Source organism: Butyricicoccus sp. AM32-19, assembly GCF_003480365.1.
Classification (GTDB): domain Bacteria; phylum Bacillota; class Clostridia; order Oscillospirales; family Butyricicoccaceae; genus Agathobaculum; species Agathobaculum butyriciproducens.
Genome location: NZ_QUIX01000002.1, coordinates 197,302 through 214,550, shown reverse-complemented (window position 1 = coordinate 214,550; position 17,249 = coordinate 197,302). Strand labels below are relative to the sequence as shown.

13 protein-coding genes are annotated in these 17,249 nt (G+C 54.8%); 10 read left to right on the top strand and 3 right to left on the bottom strand.

Annotated elements, in window-relative coordinates:
- Positions 1-12: 12 nt before the first annotated feature.
- From DW806_RS02975 to DW806_RS02955, 6 genes are all read left to right on the top strand, one after another.
- Positions 13-1,320: an acetyl-CoA hydrolase/transferase family protein gene (locus DW806_RS02975; protein ID WP_118360749.1), complete on the top strand. Its 1,308-nt coding sequence runs from the start codon at positions 13-15 to the stop codon at positions 1,318-1,320.
- A gap of 294 nt (positions 1,321-1,614) precedes the next feature.
- Complete coding sequence (locus tag DW806_RS02970; RefSeq protein ID WP_118479034.1) at positions 1,615-3,060, top strand: 4-hydroxyphenylacetate 3-hydroxylase family protein; 1,446 nt, start codon at positions 1,615-1,617, stop codon at positions 3,058-3,060.
- A 191-nt stretch (positions 3,061-3,251) separates the two neighbouring features.
- Positions 3,252-4,103 (top strand): transketolase, encoded by an 852-nt coding sequence (locus tag DW806_RS02965; protein WP_118479036.1) that lies wholly within the window; start codon positions 3,252-3,254, stop codon positions 4,101-4,103.
- 14 nt (positions 4,104-4,117) lie between these two features.
- Positions 4,118-4,453 (top strand): hypothetical protein, encoded by a 336-nt coding sequence (locus DW806_RS15605; RefSeq protein ID WP_330425273.1) that lies wholly within the window; start codon positions 4,118-4,120, stop codon positions 4,451-4,453.
- The gene (locus DW806_RS15600) at positions 4,399-5,088 is read left to right on the top strand and encodes a transketolase family protein (RefSeq protein ID WP_330425272.1); all 690 of its coding nucleotides are present in this window, start codon (positions 4,399-4,401) and stop codon (positions 5,086-5,088) included. The genes DW806_RS15605 and DW806_RS15600 overlap by 55 nt, the downstream gene beginning before the upstream one ends.
- A gap of 296 nt (positions 5,089-5,384) precedes the next feature.
- Positions 5,385-8,522, top strand: a complete 3,138-nt coding sequence (locus DW806_RS02955) for an S-layer homology domain-containing protein (RefSeq protein ID WP_118729044.1) — start codon at positions 5,385-5,387, stop codon at positions 8,520-8,522.
- A gap of 501 nt (positions 8,523-9,023) precedes the next feature.
- Here the strand turns inward: DW806_RS02955 and DW806_RS02950 are convergent.
- The 3 genes from DW806_RS02950 to DW806_RS02940 all read right to left on the bottom strand — a co-directional run bounded on the left by DW806_RS02950 (position 9,024) and on the right by DW806_RS02940 (position 11,885).
- Positions 9,024-9,710, bottom strand: a complete 687-nt coding sequence (locus tag DW806_RS02950) for a PHP domain-containing protein (RefSeq protein WP_117751218.1) — start codon at positions 9,708-9,710, stop codon at positions 9,024-9,026.
- 140 nt (positions 9,711-9,850) lie between these two features.
- On the bottom strand, positions 9,851-10,873 hold the full coding sequence (locus tag DW806_RS02945) for a LacI family DNA-binding transcriptional regulator (RefSeq protein ID WP_118284898.1): 1,023 nt from the start codon (positions 10,871-10,873) through the stop codon (positions 9,851-9,853).
- Between the two features lie 133 nt (positions 10,874-11,006).
- On the bottom strand, positions 11,007-11,885 hold the full coding sequence (locus DW806_RS02940) for a PfkB family carbohydrate kinase (protein WP_192924436.1): 879 nt from the start codon (positions 11,883-11,885) through the stop codon (positions 11,007-11,009).
- A 268-nt stretch (positions 11,886-12,153) separates the two neighbouring features.
- Here DW806_RS02940 and DW806_RS02935 point away from each other — a divergent pair, with 268 nt between their 5' ends.
- From DW806_RS02935 to DW806_RS02920, 4 genes are all read left to right on the top strand, one after another.
- Positions 12,154-12,927, top strand: a complete 774-nt coding sequence (locus DW806_RS02935; RefSeq protein WP_118284896.1) for an HAD family hydrolase — start codon at positions 12,154-12,156, stop codon at positions 12,925-12,927.
- Between the two features lies 1 nt (position 12,928).
- On the top strand, positions 12,929-14,761 hold the full coding sequence (locus DW806_RS02930) for an ABC transporter permease (protein ID WP_118729043.1): 1,833 nt from the start codon (positions 12,929-12,931) through the stop codon (positions 14,759-14,761).
- A 36-nt stretch (positions 14,762-14,797) separates the two neighbouring features.
- Positions 14,798-15,925: an ABC transporter ATP-binding protein gene (locus DW806_RS02925; RefSeq protein ID WP_110436250.1), complete on the top strand. Its 1,128-nt coding sequence runs from the start codon at positions 14,798-14,800 to the stop codon at positions 15,923-15,925.
- 65 nt (positions 15,926-15,990) lie between these two features.
- Positions 15,991-17,226, top strand: a complete 1,236-nt coding sequence (locus tag DW806_RS02920) for an ABC transporter substrate-binding protein (protein ID WP_118729042.1) — start codon at positions 15,991-15,993, stop codon at positions 17,224-17,226.
- Positions 17,227-17,249 lie beyond the last annotated feature (23 nt).

Genomic DNA, 17,249 nt, shown 5'->3' with positions numbered 1-17,249 from the left:
GAGGGACGAGAAATGGATTGGAGAGCATACTATAAAGAGCACACGATGACGCCTGAGCAGGCGGTTGGTGTGATCCATGACGGCGACCGCGTTGTGTTCGGTCACGCGGTTGGCGAACCCATTGTATTCCAGCGCACAATGGCGCGAATGGCAGAGCAGTTCCATAACGTGGAAGTTGCACACATGGTATACCTTGGCTCGGGCGAGTATCTGCAGCCGGGCATGGAAAGTCATTTCCGCCACAACGCGTTGTTTGTCGGCGGTCCGGCCCGCAAGCCGATCGCGGAAAACCGTGCAGACTACACCCCGGCGTTTTTCTCGGACGTGCCGCGCATGTTCCGCGACAACACGCTGCCGGTTGATGTTTTTGCGTTTACCTGCTCGCCTCCGGACGAGCGCGGCTATGTGTCGCTCGGTCTGTCCTGCGACTACGGCGCACAGGCGGTCAAATCCGCGAAAACGGTCATTGCCGAGGTCAACCCGAACATGCCGCGCACCTATGGCGAGAGCTTCGTTCATGTATCCGAGATTGACGGCTTCCTGTGCTCGTGGGAGCCGCTGCCGGAGTCCGCGCCGCCGAAAATCGGCGAGGAAGACCGTGCAATCGGCAAATATATCGCTGAACTCGTGCGTGATGGTGACTGCCTGCAGCTGGGCATCGGTGCGGTGCCGGATGCGGTCTGCTCGTTCCTCGGCGACAAGCACGACCTTGGTCTGCATACCGAGATGATTTCGGACGGCGTGCTGCCGCTGCTTGAAAATGGAAACATCAACGGCAAGCGCAAGCAGCGCGACGTCGGAAAGGTGAGCGTAACCTTCCTGATGGGCACGCGCAAGTTGTATGATTTTGTGGATAACAACCCAATTATCAACATGCTTCCGGTGGATGTTTGCAACAATCCGGCGGTTATCGCGGAGAACGACAACGTGGTTTCCATTAACTCGTGCGTTGAGGTGGATCTGCAGGGTCAGGTCTGCGCCGAGGCAATCGGTCTGCGCCAGATTTCCGGTATTGGCGGCCAGATGGACTTTGTGCGCGGCGCAAACTTGTCCAAGGGCGGTCGCTCCATCATTGCGCTGCACTCAACCACCAAGGACGAGTCTGCGTCTAAGATTGTTACAACCATCACCACCGGCGGCCCGGTTACCACCAGCCGCTGCGATGTCAATTACATTGTCACCGAGTACGGCGTGGCGCAGCTTCGCGGTCAAACACTCCGCGAGCGCGCAAAGCGTCTGATTGCCATTGCGCATCCAAAATTCCGCGAAGAACTTGCCGAGGAATTCGAGAAGCGCTTCGGTGAAAAACTCAAGGTGTAACCAATTATAATTCAACATACAGCAGGAGGTCATAACGATGAAAAAGACATTCTCTCGTTTTCAAATCATCTATATTCATGTGATTTTGCTGCTGCTGATCGTGCTCTCCGGCTGCTGTGTTTATCTCACACATCTGCTCATGGACGTATAAATTCTGTGGATATGCGCCGAGAAACCGAACTTTTCCATTACAAAGACTATTCCCTTCATGTCTCCTCAAATATGTTATCAAAATCGGTGAATCGGCGCTTTTTCCTATTGAAAAGAAAGAAAAAGGACAAGGAAGATGATATCATGATGACAAAAGACCAGTACATCGAATCCCTGCGAAAGCTGCACCTCAATCTGTACAGCTTCGGCAAGAAGGTCGAGAACGTCGTGGACAACCCGATCGTTCGTCCGTCGCTTAACTCGTTTGCGGCAACGTACGAGCTGGCAGAGGACCCGCAGTACGAAGATCTGATGACGGCAACGTCCAATCTGACCGGCAAAAAGGTAAACCGTTTTACCCATCTGCATCAGTCCACCGATGACCTGATCAAAAAGGTAAAAATGCAGCGTCTGCTCGGTCAGAAGACCGCAGCCTGCTTCCAGCGCTGTGTCGGCATGGACGCGGCAAACGCCGTTTATTCGACTACGTTCGAGACCGACGAGGCTTGCGGCACCAAGTACCACGAGAATTTCGTCAAGTTCTGGACCGATGTACAGAACAATGACTGGGGTGTTGACGGCGCTATGACCGACGTCAAGGGCGACCGCGGTCTGTCTCCGTCCAAGCAGGCGGATCCCGACCTGTTCCTGCACGTTGTCGAGCGCACCGCTGACGGCGTTTACGTTACCGGCGCGAAGGCGCACCAAACCGGCTATCTGAACAGCCACTACGTTCTCGTCATGCCGACCATTTCCATGCGTGAAGGCGACGAAGATTACGCGATTTCCTTCGCATGCCCGACCGATGCGGAAGGCATCACCCTGATTCTGGGCCGTCAGTCCTGCGACACTCGCAAGACCGAGGAATACAACGACATTGATGTCGGCAACAAGGTTTACGGCGGTCACGAGGTTCTGGTTATTTTCGACCGTGTATTTATCCCGAATGACATGATTTTCCTCAACGGCGAGACCCAGTTCGCAGGCATGATGGTAGAGCGCTTTGCAGGCTATCACCGTCAGTCCTATGGCGGCTGCAAGGTCGGCGTCGGTGATGTGCTCATCGGCGCGACCGCACTTGCCGGTGAAATGGCAGGCTCTGCGAAGGCGTCCCACGTCAAGGACAAGCTGATCGAGATGACGCACCTGAACGAGACCCTGTACTGCTGCGGTATTGCGTGCTCCTCTCAGGGCACCAAGACCAAGAGCGGCAACTACCTCATTGATCTGCTGCTGGCAAACGTCTGCAAGCAGAATGTCACCCGCTTCCCGTATGAGATCGCTCGTCTGGCACAGGATCTGGCCGGCGGCATCATGGTTACTCAGCCGTCCGAGGCAGATTACCGCAACCCGGCAACCCACGATTACATCGAGAAGTACCTCAAGGGTGTGGCTTCCGTTCCGACCGAGGACCGCATGCGTCTGCTGCGCCTGATCGAGAACATGACCATGGGCACGGCTGCTGTCGGCTACCTGCCCGAGTCCATGCACGGCGCAGGCTCGCCGCAGGCACAGCGCATCATGATCGCTCGTCAGTCCAACATGGAAATGAAGAAGGAACTGGCGAAGAAGATCGCTCGCATCGGCTAAAACATAAAGTAAATTCTGTGAGAACTGCGGTATAAGGAAGGTCTGACGGTTCCATGTCAAAATGGAGTATGTCTAACCGGCAGACCGGTACGAAAGCGGCAATATCACCGATAAAAACTAACAAGACCCGTCCTTTTTATTGCGGAAGGGCGGGTTTTGTTCTGCAAACCGTAATTTCAAGGAGGAAAGCAATGGATAAGCAAAAACTGCACGAGCTGCGCGTGTTTGCGGCGGAAATCCGTCTGGAAACGCTCAAGGTGATCGCGTCGCGCGGCTTCGGCCATGTGGGCGGCTCGATGTCGATGGCGGATGCTATGGCGGTGCTGTATGGCGAGGTTATGCATATCGACCCGAAGAATCCCCGCTGGGAGGACCGCGACTGGTTCGTTCTGTCCAAGGGACACGGCGGCCCGGTCATGTATGCGACGCTCGGTCTCAAGGGATATTACCCGATGGAGAGCGCGTACACGCTCAACCAGCCGAACACGAATTTCCCGTCGCATACCGACCGCAGCAAGACCATCGGCGTTGACCTGACGACCGGTTCGCTCGGTCAGGGCATGAGCGAAGCCATCGGCGCGGCGCTCGGCAATCGTGCGCAGAATCGTCCGAGCCGTGTTTACGTTGCCGTAGGCGACGGCGAGTGTGACGAGGGCCAGATCTGGGAAGGTGCGCAGTTTGCCGCACACTACAAGCTGGATAACCTCGTTTGTCTCGTGGACAACAACGGCCGCCAGCTGGACGGCGCGGTTGCCGACGTTATGAGCCACGGCAAGGGTATCGGCGCCAAGTTTGACGCATTCGGCTGGAATGTTATTGACGTAGCCGACGGCAACGATGTTGAGCAGATCTATAACGCGCTCGAGCAGGCGAAGGCATGCAAGGGCAAGCCGACCTGCCTGATCCTGAACACGGTAAAGGGCAAGGGCGCAACCTTTGCCGAGCCGTCCGGCGCACATTCTTCGCAGCCGACCAAGGAGCAGTGGGATGAAGCGATCGCCGCATCCGAAGCCGCTCTGACTGCAGTGAAAAACGAAAAGTAAGGGAGGGGAACACAATGAGTTTTGCTTTGATCGGCAAGCATGAAAAGGACAGCCGCGCCAACCGCGACGGCTATGTAGAAGCCATGCTCGAAATGATGGCGGAAAATCCCAAGCTGATGCACGTTGACTGCGACCTGATGGGCTGCATCAACACCGGAAAGCTGCTGAAGGCGTTCCCGGCCCAGACCTTTAACGCAGGCATCGCGGAGCAGAACGCCATGGGCGTTGCCTCCGGCATGGCCGCCACCGGCCTGACCGTATTCGCGCACTCGTTCGGCTGCTTTGCTGCCCGCGCATGTTCGATCAGGCATTTCTGGCAGCAGGCTACTCTGAGCTGCCGGTGCATGTGATCGGTTCCGACCCGGGTGTCTGCGCAGCGTTCAACGGCGCAACCCACATGCCGTTTGAGGACTGTGCGCTGTACATGAACATTCCGAACGCGGTCGTTATCGACTCGTGCGACTTTGCACAGACCAAGGCACTGACCAGGAAGCTGGCTGCCTGCGGCAGTCCGTCCTACATGCGCCTGATCCGCAAGGGCTTCACCACGGTTTACGCGGATGGCTCGGATTTTGAGATCGGCAAGGGTGTTACGCTGCGCGACGGCAAGGACGTAACCATTATTGCCTCCGGCATTCTGGTAGACGAGGCACTCAAGGCAGAGGAGCAGCTGGCAGCACAGGGCATTTCCGCCCGCGTGATCGACATGCACACCTGGAAGCCGCTTGACGAGGAGCTGGTGCTCCGTGCGGCTGCAGAGACCGGCTGCATCGTCACCGCAGAGAACCATCAGGTCGGCACCGGTCTCGGCTCTGCCATCACCAACCTGACGAGCGCAAAGAATCCGGTTCCGGTGGAGCGTATCGGCATCCAGAACCGCTTCGGTCAGGTAGGCCCGCAGGATTTCCTTATGCAGCAGTATAACCTCACTGCAGAGGATATTGCGGCGGCAGCTCTGCGTGCCATTGCCCGCAAGCAGGGATAATTACAGAAAAGCTCCCGTTGGAACGGTTGATCGGTTCCGGCGGGAGCTTTTCTGCGCGCAGCAGCGGACACGCGTTGAGGAAGAAATGCATAATTTTTGCTTGAAAAGATTGGTGAGAAGTGAGATTGCTTTTCTGACGGAACAGGGATAGAATTATAAGTACAAGTTACGCAAACGTTTGCGAGAAAGAAAACGGAATGCATAACCACACGAATCTGTTGCACGGGGAGGAGGAATGAGATTTCGCTGCAGAATCGAGAAAGAAACAAAATTTTAAGAAAGAGGGTCCGAGATACATGAAAAAACGCATACTCAGTTTGGCGCTGTCTGCTGCAATGGCTTTGACGATGCTCCCGACGGGAGCCTTTGCTGCCAGCGACAAGGGAAAGCCGCCGGTATATAATAAGGCAACAGGCTGCTATGAAATCTCTACCCCGGACCAGCTGCTCTATCTGTCCGGCAGCTGGAGGGACGGCGCTCCCCGCGATGGACATTATGTTTTGACTGCCGATATTGATATGACCGGCGTCAAAGGATTTAAGCCGATTGCTTCCAAAAAGGATCAGGGCTTTACCGGCACATTTGACGGTCAGTTCCATGCGATCAAGGGACTGCGCGTAGAATATGAAAAGAAATATGCCGGTCTGTTCGGCTATGTCGGCAATCAGGACGATCAGGCATATATCAAGGATGTTGCCCTGCTCGACTGCTATGTAACCGGTCAGCAGAATGTCGGCGCGCTGGCAGGCGTAAACTACGGTACGATTACCGGCTGTGTTGTCACCGGTGAGGTAAAGTGCCTGGATCTGTCCAACTCGCACACCGCAGGCGGTATCTGCGGCAAGCTGAAGGAGGGCGAAGGCCCGATCGTCGGTCATGTTGAGGACTGCTATGTCAACGCAGACGTTTCCGCTCCGTATGATGCGGGCGGCGTTGCCGGCATTCAGGACGGCGGCGGCTATCTGGCACGCTGCTTTGCAGCCGGTACGGTCGATACCATCGCAAAGAGCGGCACGGTAGGTCATGCGGGCGGTATTGCAGGCTCGTTCAACGCCGGTGAAACGCTCAAGGACAGCGTTTCTGCACAGACCGTTATCAACGGCGTTGCGGACGTGGATAAGATCGTCGGTCAGCTCGACGACGAGGCAGCTACCAACATCACCGGCAATATTGCATGGGAGGGCACGCTGCTGTCCGGCAACGAGCCGACCGAGCAGCCGATTAAGTGGGAGGATGTTTCCGCCGCAAAAATGCAGGATAAGTCCACCTATGAAGCACTCGGCTGGGATATGAGCAAGGTTTGGGACTGGAGTGCCTCCGGCAAGCAGCCTGTTCTGCGCGGCTATGATGCCTCTATCTTCCCGGCAGTGGATTACACCGTCAGCGGCACGCGCATCATCTCCCGCGCGCTGAACACCGCACCGCATAAAGGCAAGGCCGAGGTCTCTGCCCGCATCGTCACCAGCGACAAGGTACAGAGCGCGACCCTGTACTACGGCTATGATTCTTCCAAGGTCGATACCGCTGTTGCCATGAAGGAATCGAATGGCACCTACACCGCTTCTCTGCCGACCGATAAGACCGGCGATATGTTCTACTATATCGAGGTTAAGACCAACAAGGAAACCGTAACCAAGCCGTACACCAAGTCCGAGCCGATCGTGCTGAATATTGATGACGGCAAGGTAAAGGGCGAACCCGATCAGATCACCATTACGCCGGATACCAAGCAGGGCGGCCTGCGCTTCAGCTGGCTGACTGATCCCGCTGTCACCAAGACCGTTATCCAGTACAAGGTCAAGGGCACTTCCAAGTGGGAGAGCAAGTCCGGCACCTCTTATGTAGAATCCGTAACCGCAGGCTATAAGGAAAAAGCCGCACATCGTGTGGAAATCACCGGCCTGAAACCGTCTGCCGAGTATGTATACCGCGTAGGCGACGGCGGCAGCTTCATGAGCGAGGAAAAGTCGTTCACCGCACCGAAGTCCGCTTCGGATAAGAATTTCAGCGTTATCTTCTACTCTGACCCGCAGTCTGAGTCCGTAGAGAACTACATGAGCTTCAAGTACTCCATCGATCAGGCACTCAAGATCTGCCCGAACCCGGATCTGATGATCTCCGCAGGCGACACCACCCAGAACGGCTACAAGTCCACCGAATGGGAGGCCTGCTTTGAGGTTATGGGCGATTACTACGCCAAGTATCCGACCGTTACCGTTGCGGGCAACCACGAGATGAAGGGCGACTGGAATTTCGTATCGTTCGCACAGCGCTTCAATATGTCGGGCGCAAAGACCGGCTATCCGCAGTTCGACCGCACGATGGGCTACTTCGAATATGGCGATGCTATCTTCGTTATCCTGAACGGCGAAGTCACTCCGGCGGATCAGAAGGCAGAGATCATGAAGAAAGAGCTCCAGTGGTGCAAGAGCGTGCTGGATGCTTCCGACAAGAAATGGCGCATCGTTATGACGCACGCAGGCCCGTATACCTCCAACCATGATCCGATGGACGTTCGAGATTACTACATCAACGACAGCGAGTATTCGCTCGACGCAATGGGCGTTGACCTGTTCCTCAACGGCCATGACCACATCTATATCCGTTCTACCGTGAAGAACGACATTAAGGTCAATACCGGCGACGGCACGACCTATCTGACCGGCGGTACGGTAGGCAACAAGTTCTACGAGTACATTCCGGCTCGTTCGGACTACTCCACCGATTTCTACACCGATGAAGAGGATAAGCAGGTATTCTCCATCATCGAGTTCAGCGAGAATTCCATCAAGGGCACCGCTTACCAGAAGCAGGATGAGGACAACTGGAACAGCTTCAAGGCAGTGGACAGCTACGAGATTCGCAACACCCTGCGCGAAGGCAAGGACGCAGAGGACTTTACCGATATTCCGGCAGGCGCATGGTACTATGATGCGGCGCAGTATGTCACCAAAAACGGTCTGCTCTCCGGTGATAAGGCTTACGAGTTCGGCGCGAACAAGGCGCTGACCCGTGCACAGGTCGCACAGGCACTGTACAATCTGGCAGGCCAGCCCAAGACCAAGCTGACTGACAGCTTCAGCGATGTTCCGGTAACGCATCAGGCTCGCACCGCGATTGCATGGGCAGAAAAGACCGGTATCATGCAGGGTGTCGGCGGCGGCAAATTCTCGCCCGACCGCAGTGTGACCCGTCAGGAGGCGGCAACGCTTCTGACTCGTCAGCGCAAGCTGAGCGGTGAGGATACCGCGGCAGACAGCAGCATCGTCAAGCAGTTTACCGACGGCAGCACGATTGCCGACTGGGCAGCAGCAGGCGTAGCCTACTGTGCAAAGACCGGTCTGGTGCAGGGCAAGCCGGGCAAGGTATTTGCGCCGAAGTCTACCATCACCCGTGCGGAGATGGCGACCATCATGCAGCGCATTGTAGCATGATCCTTTGAAAGATAAACCATAAACGGGGGCGCAGCCGGCGGCTGTCGCTGCCCGGAACAGAAAAAACTCCGCAAGCGTTTTCGCTTGCGGAGTTTGTGTTTTCTGAGGAGCAGCTTACTTGCGGCTGGTGCGGTGTGCAGTGAACAGCTTAGTGGTGCCGGGATCGCAGGACAGCTCAAACATAGCGGTGTTCATCAGAAACTTGGAAAAATTCTTACGCATTACAATTACCTCAATTCAGTCTTGTTTTTTTTACTGATGATATTCTACCAGATTACTTTGTGCAAAACAAGCGCAAACGTATACGGAATATACAATGAAATAAAAATACTTTTATGCAGAATAAACAATAGAAAAGGCAAACTGCATGAAACAAGAAGAATAAAAGGTGAAATACAAACGGAAAACGTTTGCGGTGCATCGGGAATAAAGCGTGATGTACGACAAAAAAACTGCTGTTGCGTTGGGGCAACAGCAGCTTTTACATGGTATCGTTTTGTCTCAATCCTCGGTGCATTCGGGACGGATGATGGTATAGTTGCCCGAACGCAGCAGATCTGCAAGACCGAAGCTGTCTTCGGGGAGGGTGTCGGACAGAATACCGGTCGTACCCTGATCACCGGGACGGTGGCAGTCCGATCCGGCCGTCATGATGAGATGATGCTCCTTGGCATAGGCCAGCGCAAGATCGTTATGGCTGTCATGGCGGGGGTTGAGGTTGAGCACCTCGACGCCGTCCAGATATTCAGCCGGAGCGGGGGTGCATTTTTTGCGGAACGGGTGTGCCTGCACGAGCAGTGCGCCGTCTGCGCGGTATTGCGGGGCAAAGGCCGCCAGACCCTCGCGCATGACGCGATCCGGATCGGCCAGCAGGGCATCGTGAAAGCCGTACAGCAGGTAATCGTTGTCCGATTCGTCAAAACGCAGTTCAGCACCCGCATACACGCGGATATTGTATTTTTCGGACACTTTTTTCAGCCGGTGATAGCCCTGCAGGAAGGCCTGCGTTTTACTGCCGGGGGTGGTCAGATCAATTTCGGCATAGTCGAAGCATTCGCGGTTGTAGTGGTCGGTGACGCAGATCGCGTCATAGCCGCACGCGGTATAATACTTCATAATGGCCTCTGCGCCAAGCCAGCCGCAGCGGGAGATGTAGGTGGTATGCAGATGGGTTTCAATGCGGTACATAAGATCCTCCTTTTGGTGTATGAGAATGCCGCAGAATCCTGCGGCATTCTCAATCAGCAGCGCTGCGGTTGACCTGTTGGTGTATTGTGTGTGATAAAAGGGTTAAGAGAGAAAGGCGGTCGGTGCGCAGTGCTGTGGATTTATTTTTTTGATGCGCGGCATGAGCTGCGCGAAACCAGTGTCGGACGGATCATGCGGTGCGTGAACTCGTCCTGCTCATCCGAATCAATGATGCGCGTGAGCAGATCAACGGTGGCTTCTGCAAGAAGCTGCTTGCGCTGATCGATGGTGGAAAGCTCGATCTTTGGCAGTGCGGAATAAATGATGTTGTCAAAGCCGAGCAGGGAAATATCCTCGGGGATAGAGATGCCGTATTCGTCTGCTGCCTGCAATACGCCGAGCGCCATGGAATCGGTCGAGGCGAAGATCGCAGTGGCGGAACAGCCGTTTGCGAACAGCTTCCGGCTGAGTGCACAGCCGATGTCGATCGAGGAGCAACCATGCGGATTGTCGATGACCTGCGGGGTGATACCTGCTTTTTCCATCATTTCGGTAAAGCCGCGCAGACGAAGCTGGTGCGTCAGGCTGTTGGGGCGGTTGCCCAGATAGACAATGTCACGGTGGCCGAGTTCCAGCAGATGCTCTGCTGCCAGACGGCCGCCTGCCAGATTATCAATGCAGACCGAGTTGACCTCATCGCCGCTGACGAGTGCCGGCGTTCCGAGCAGAACGGTAGGCAGTCGTGGAGCGAAATTCTGGATCATGGTTCCTGCATCCTGCTGTGAGCTGGCAAGGATGATGCCGTCAACCTGATGACTGATCAGGAAACCGAACAGCTCTTCGGTCACTTTGGGATCATTCTGCCCATTGCACAGGATCATGTTGTAGCCGAGGCTGCGTGCGTGCGTTTCGATGCCGAGAGAGAGTTCGGCATAGAACGGATTGGTCACCTCGGGAACGATCAGGCCGATGACGTTGGTTTTGTTGCAGATCAGACTGCGTGCGAGTGCATTGACACGGTAGCCCTCCTGTCGGCAGATTTCCAGGATCCGCTGGCGGGTTTGCTCGCTCAGTTCAGGCGAATTGCTGAGTGCGCGGGAGACGGTAGAAGTCGAAACACCGGCAATGCGGGCGATATCTTTGATGGTAATGTGCTGTCGCATAGATGCCGCTTCCTTCCCATAGTAGTTTTAATAAGAATATAATACCGTATTTGCCGGGGAAAGACAAGGATAACGGCAGAAGGCGGGAAAAATATCAGATATGTTCCGGGTGCCGAAGCGGTTCCGGATGGACTCAGGCGTAAAATTCCTTGATATAGTCGAGGACAGCCTGTTCGGGACCCTGCAGCGGACCGGGGGTTTCCATTTTGAGCGAAACGGCTGCGGTAGCGAACAGCAGCGCATCCGGGATGGAAACGCCCATCATGCGCTTGGCAAGATAAGCACCGAAGGTGGTATCACCGCGTCCGGTACGGCCGGACAGATTGCGTGCCTTGACCGGGCAGGTATAATAGTCCTTGCCGTCATAGACCAGCATTTCGCTGTTGTGCGAGATCAGGATCTCCTTTGCGCCCCATTCATAAAGCTGCTTGGCAGCAGCGCGGCGGTCGGTCAGACCGGTGAGGATCTCGGCTTCTGCCGCATCGGTTTTGAGAAAGTCAAAATAGGGGAGATAGGTCAGCTTGTCTTTCCAGTCGTGGAAGTTCATCAGGCCGTTTTCGTTGTGCCGGAGAAATCCCTGAATATCTGCGGATACCTTGCCTTTTTTGGAAAGCGCGGGGATCAGCTCGTTGGGGAAATCGCCGTACAGCAGACCGGCCAGATGATACAGGCCGCAGTCCACATCGGGGATCTGATCGGGAGTGATGGCATCCGACTGTGCCAGGCATTCGGCCTTGCGGCGTTCACGGTCGGCGGTGAAGTAGGTGTTCTGCATCAGGGTGGTGCATTGGGCGGGCAGCACGGCGATATGGTCGCTGTCCAGATGAAATGCATCCAGTACATCGGTATCGTCCGGATGGATCTTGACTGAAGCGAAAAGGTTTGCGGAAGCGGCTGCGGCAGCGTATGCACAGAAGAATACAGCGCCGCCGATTTCGCGGACTTCCTGACCGGTATAGTCGATATTGATGTCCCGCGTGGCGGGTCCGATCAGCATAAGATCATATTTCATACGAATCCTTCTTTCTCATTTCTACGGAAACGTTTGCGTTGATTACAGTATACGGGAATGTGGAGAGAAAAGCAACTGTGCATAATTAACGAAAACACCTGGATGTAAATTGTGAATATCATAAAACTTTGATAGGAGAATGTGATTTTTTATTGACATAGCCGGGAGATAGTGGTACGGTTGAATCAGGAAATGAAAACGTTTGCGTAAAACGTGATGCAAATGAAAATGCAGGAGTAAAGAAAAAAGGGAAGAGAGAGGAGTTGTTATGATACAAGCTGTTTTCTTCGATATTGGAGGAACCGTACATACACAGGACGCTACCCCGGAGAGTGACCGCGATTATATCCGCCGACTGTGGTGCTTCCTTCATATGAATCATATTTACACAGCAGAAACGCCGGAGCAGCTTCTGGAGCACATCAATGCAGGCGCCAAAGCATACAAGGCCTATACCGAACAGGAACTGATCGAGCTGCCGCCGGATGTGATCTGGCAGAAGTTCTTCCTGAAGGACTTTGACATTCCGGCAGAAAAACTTGCGGGACTGGGCGAGGAGCTCTGCTACATGTTCGACCGATACCGCAAGCACATCGTCAAACGCGAGGGGCTGAAGGAAACGCTGGAGGCTCTCAGGCAGCGCGGGTATCGGCTGGGTGTAATCTCCAACATTATGAGCACGACCTTCGTACCGCGCATTCTGGAGGAACACGGCATAGCGCAGTATTTTGAAACGATTACGATGAGCAGCGTCTGCGGTATCCGCAAGCCGCGGCCGGAGATTTTCGAGATCGCGCTGAACGAAATGAGAATCGGGAAAGAACAGGCGGCCTACGTCGGAGATACCATCTCTCGCGATGTGCGCGGCGTGCGGAACGCCGGATGGCCGCTGATGATTCAGATCGATAACCCTCGCATTTATCACAAAGACGAAAAGTACCGCGGCATGGGGTATGAGCCGGATGTCAAGATCGGCTCGCTGCCCGAAGTGGTAACCGCGGTGGAACAATACAATCGGAATTTGAAGGAGGGGCAAAACTGAAATGAAACCAAAAGATCAGAACTACTCCAAATCCAGAAGGTTAAAGAACCAGATCAAGGCGGTTGTCACCAACCCATATAACCTGATCGTGCTGATCGCGATTGTGCTGCTGACCTACTTGATCGTTCTTCCTCTGCTGGATATGATTTCGACCTCGTTTACGCTGGCACAGAAGGATGCACGACTGGCGGGCGGCACAGCGGGATCGTTCACATTGTATTACTGGCAGCGCCTGCTCGGCAGCGCACTGACCAAGCAGATGCTGCTCCAGCCGCTGTTCAATTCGCTGCTGATCGGTGTCTGCGTATCGTTCTTCGCCATCCTGATCGGATCGGTTCTTGCATGGCTGATGGTCCGCACGGATCTTCCCTTCAAGCCGTTCTTCTCGCTGGCAGTTATCATTCCTTATATGATCCCGAGCTGGTGTAAATCGCAGGCATGGCTGACCATGTTCAAGACCGAACGCATCGGCGGTTCGCCAGGCTTCCTGATGAGTCTCGGCATCAATGTTCCCGACTGGCTGGCATACGGCCCGGTCGCGATCATCACCGTGCTTTCGCTTCATTATTACGCATATGCGTATCTGCTGGTTTCCGCAGCACTGAACTCCATCAACTCCGAGCTGGAGGAGATGGGCGAGATCCAGGGTGCCGGCAAGGCGACCATTCTCCGCAAGATCACCTTCCCGCTGGTACTGCCGGCTATGCTTTCCGCCGTTATCCTGACCTTCTCCAAGGCGATCGGCACCTTCGGCGTTATCAACTACTTGGGCTCTAAGGTCAATTTCGTGACCCTGTCCAGCCAGCTGTACATGAACAGCAAGTCCCAGAATACCCAGACCGCGTTTGCCATGGCACTCATCATGATCTGCATCGCTTCGATCTCGGTATTCGTCAACCAGAAGCTGATCGGCTCGCGCAAGTCCTACGCCACCATCGGCGGCAAGGGCGGCCGTTCCACCCCGATCCGTCTGGGCAAGCATAAGCTGCTGATCACGGCCGTGCTGTTCCTGTTCTTTGTTTTCGGCATCATCATGCCGATCGCACTGCTGATCCTCGAGTCCTTTATGCTCCGGCAGGGCGACTACTCACTGTCCAACCTGACGCTGCACTACTGGATCGGCGATCCGATCGCAACGGTAATGGAAGGCCAGCCGGGTATCTTCAAGAATGCTAACTTTATCAATTCGCTGATCAATTCCCTCAAGCTGACGTTTGTAAACGGTGTATTCGGCACCATCTTCGGTCAGATCATCGGTTATATCTGCGCCAAGGGCCGCGGCAAGCTGCACGGCAAGGTCGTAGAGCAGCTGGTATTTATTCCGTATCTGATCCCGTCCATCGCATTCGGCGGTATCTTCCTGTCGATGTTCTCCCGTCCGCAGCAGCTGTTCGGTGTAACACTGGTTCCGTCCCTGTACGGCACGTTCGCCCTGCTGACCATTACCTCGGTCGTCAAGCATCTGCCGTTCGCTTCCCGCGCCGGCACCTCCAATATGCTGCAGATCGGCGGCGAGCTGGAGGAAGCAGCCGAGATTGCAGGCGCAGGCTTCTTCAAGCGCTTTATTCGCATTGTATTCCCGCTTTCCAAGGGCGGCTTCATTTCGGGCTTCATGCTGATCTTCGTTTCCATTATGAAGGAACTCGATCTGATCATCCTGCTGATGACCCCGAAAACCTCCACGCTGCCGTATTTGGCATTCCAGTATCAGAACAGTAACTCTCCGCAGGCTTCTGACTGCGTGGCAATCGTCATGTTCTCCATCGTATTCTTGGTATACGCACTGGCGAATATCTTTGGCGACGCAGATCTGGCGAAGAGCATGGGCGGTTGATCCGCATGGTATAACCGGAAAAAAGGAGTTTGGAAAATGAGCAAAATTGAACTGAAGCATATTGATAAATTCTACGGTAAGAACCACATTCTGAAGGATGTAAACCTCACGATTGAAGACGGTGACTTTATGACGCTGCTCGGCCCGTCCGGCTGCGGCAAAACTACCACGCTGCGTGTAGTATCCGGCTTGGAGAAGCCGCAGAACGGCACCATTCACATGGACGGCAAGGAAATCGTCAACGCTGCGGAGGCTCATTTCGCGCCTCCGAGCGAACGTGACCTCAACCTGGTATTCCAGTCCTACGCATTGTGGCCGCATATGACGGTGCGCGAGAACATCGCGTTCGGTCTGAATATCCAGAAGCTGCCCAAGGATGAGGTAGATCGCCGCATCAAGGATGCCCTGGGACGAATGCAGATCGGCCAGTATGTAGACCGTTATCCGTCCGAGCTGTCCGGCGGCCAGCAGCAGCGTGTTGCAATCGCCCGCGCTATCGCTTCCGAGCCGCATCTGCTGCTGATGGATGAGCCGCTGTCCAACCTGGATGCAAAGCTCCGCGTGGATATGCGCAGCGAGCTCAAGCGTCTGCACACCGAAACCGGCACGACGATGATCTACGTTACCCACGATCAGGTCGAGGCGCTGACCATGTCCACCAAGATCGCGATTTTCCGCGAAGGCATCATCATTCAGGTGGCACATCCGCTGGAGCTGTACAACAACCCCGCCAATCTGTATGTGGCAGACTTTATCGGCAACCCGCGCATCAACTTTGTTGACGGCAAGGCAGAGGTTTCCGCTTCCGGTCTGACAGTAAACAGCGTGCTGGGTCGGATGACATTCCCGGCTGATCATCTCAAGGACGAGAATATGCCGCAGGAAGCATCGTTCGATGCCGTGCTCGGCATTCGTCCGGAGCAGATTGCCATCAACACCTCGCGTCAGTCCCCGTCCGACATCGAAGCGCATATTTACACCTCGATGCCTGCCGGCTCCGAGACTCTGGTCACCGTCAAGGTCGGCGGCGTGAGCATGGTCATCAAGGCACTCGGCATTACGCATTACAACCCGGATCAGGTGGTCTATCTGTCGATCGACACCACCAAGATCAACGTATTTGATAAGAAAACCGAAAACCTCATCAAGTATTCGGTTGAATAAGCACCATACCATCCATTCGCACTTTCACAAGAAAAAAAGAGAGGAAACTGAAGGAGGAAAAACAAATGTTACAGCACAAGCGCACTTTAGCAGGTATTCTGGCAGCAACAATGATGTTCTCGCTGACCGCGTGCGGCGGAGGCGGAGCGACGAAGGACCCGGGCAGTGATGCCGCGCAGGATCCGAATGAGGCAGCGGCAGCGGGCACGCTCCAGCTGAGCGAGTGGGAAGAGTCCTCCGGTATCTTCAACACGGATGAGACCGATGAGGAACTGTACGAGAAGGCGAAGGAAGAGGGCAAGGTAACCATCTATTCGATTTCCTCCCGTATCACCAAGGTCGCCAATGCCTTTATGGAGAAGTATCCCGGCGTTGAAGTAGAGCCGTTCGATATTTCCACCAACGAGCTGCTGGAAAAGGTTACCCGTGAGTATGATGCCGGTCAGCACGTTGCCGACGTGGTGCATATCAAGGATCAGGACGGTACGCTGTACAACGAGTATATTCTGCCGCGCAAGTTCTATAACTACAAGCCGGCAGATATCCTGTCGCACATTGATGAAAAGTACACCAAGACGCAGACCCCGATGTATGTCGAGCTGACGCAGCTGTTCTACAACAGTGAAGCTTATCCGGACGGTTCTCCGGTGACGAATATCTGGCAGCTGACCGAGCCGGACTGGAAGGGCCGTGTCATGATGCAGAACCCGCTGGATAATCTGGCATGGGGCTCCTGGATCACCGGTTTCTGCGTAGGCGATGTTCCGGATGAGCTGGCTGCTTCCTACAAGGAGTTGTACGGTAAAGAGCTGACGCTGTCCGACGGCTGCGAGAACGCAGGCTATGAGTTCCTCAAGCGTCTGCATGACAACGAACCCATCTTCACCTCTTCTTCTGACGAGATCGCGGAAGCTGTAGGTACCAAGGGTCAGACCAATCCGCCGATCGGCTTCTGCGCTTCCTCCAAGCTGCGTAAGAACGAGGATAACAACTGGTGCCTCGCTCCGGTAAACCTCGAGCCGACCACTGGTATCCCGCAGATTAACACCCTGTACGTTGTCGGCGAGTGCGAGCATCCGAATGCTGCCAAGCTGCTGGTCCGCTTCATGATGGGCGGCGCAGACGGTGATGTATCCGGCTACAAGTACTTCAATACGCTGGGCGGCTGGCCGGTACGCGATGATATCGAACCGGCTGAGGGTTCCACCCCGTACAGCGAGCTGCATGTTTCTGATTTCAACGTTACCGATATCTATGAGAACATCAACCCGGTTCGTGATTTCTGGACGCTGCTTGGCTAAGACGTAATCAAAAGAGAAAACGA

Coding starts and splice junctions, on each gene's coding strand:
- DW806_RS15600 (WP_330425272.1), top strand. CDS start 4,399: ATGTTCGATCAGGCATTTCTGGCAGCAGGCTACTCTGAGCTGCCGGTG.
- DW806_RS02975 (WP_118360749.1), top strand. CDS start 13: ATGGATTGGAGAGCATACTATAAAGAGCACACGATGACGCCTGAGCAG.
- DW806_RS02955 (WP_118729044.1), top strand. CDS start 5,385: ATGAAAAAACGCATACTCAGTTTGGCGCTGTCTGCTGCAATGGCTTTG.
- DW806_RS15605 (WP_330425273.1), top strand. CDS start 4,118: ATGAGTTTTGCTTTGATCGGCAAGCATGAAAAGGACAGCCGCGCCAAC.
- DW806_RS02950 (WP_117751218.1), bottom strand. CDS start 9,710: ATGTACCGCATTGAAACCCATCTGCATACCACCTACATCTCCCGCTGC.
- DW806_RS02940 (WP_192924436.1), bottom strand. CDS start 11,885: ATGAAATATGATCTTATGCTGATCGGACCCGCCACGCGGGACATCAAT.
- DW806_RS02920 (WP_118729042.1), top strand. CDS start 15,991: ATGTTACAGCACAAGCGCACTTTAGCAGGTATTCTGGCAGCAACAATG.
- DW806_RS02970 (WP_118479034.1), top strand. CDS start 1,615: ATGATGACAAAAGACCAGTACATCGAATCCCTGCGAAAGCTGCACCTC.
- DW806_RS02930 (WP_118729043.1), top strand. CDS start 12,929: ATGAAACCAAAAGATCAGAACTACTCCAAATCCAGAAGGTTAAAGAAC.
- DW806_RS02925 (WP_110436250.1), top strand. CDS start 14,798: ATGAGCAAAATTGAACTGAAGCATATTGATAAATTCTACGGTAAGAAC.
- DW806_RS02965 (WP_118479036.1), top strand. CDS start 3,252: ATGGATAAGCAAAAACTGCACGAGCTGCGCGTGTTTGCGGCGGAAATC.
- DW806_RS02935 (WP_118284896.1), top strand. CDS start 12,154: ATGATACAAGCTGTTTTCTTCGATATTGGAGGAACCGTACATACACAG.
- DW806_RS02945 (WP_118284898.1), bottom strand. CDS start 10,873: ATGCGACAGCACATTACCATCAAAGATATCGCCCGCATTGCCGGTGTT.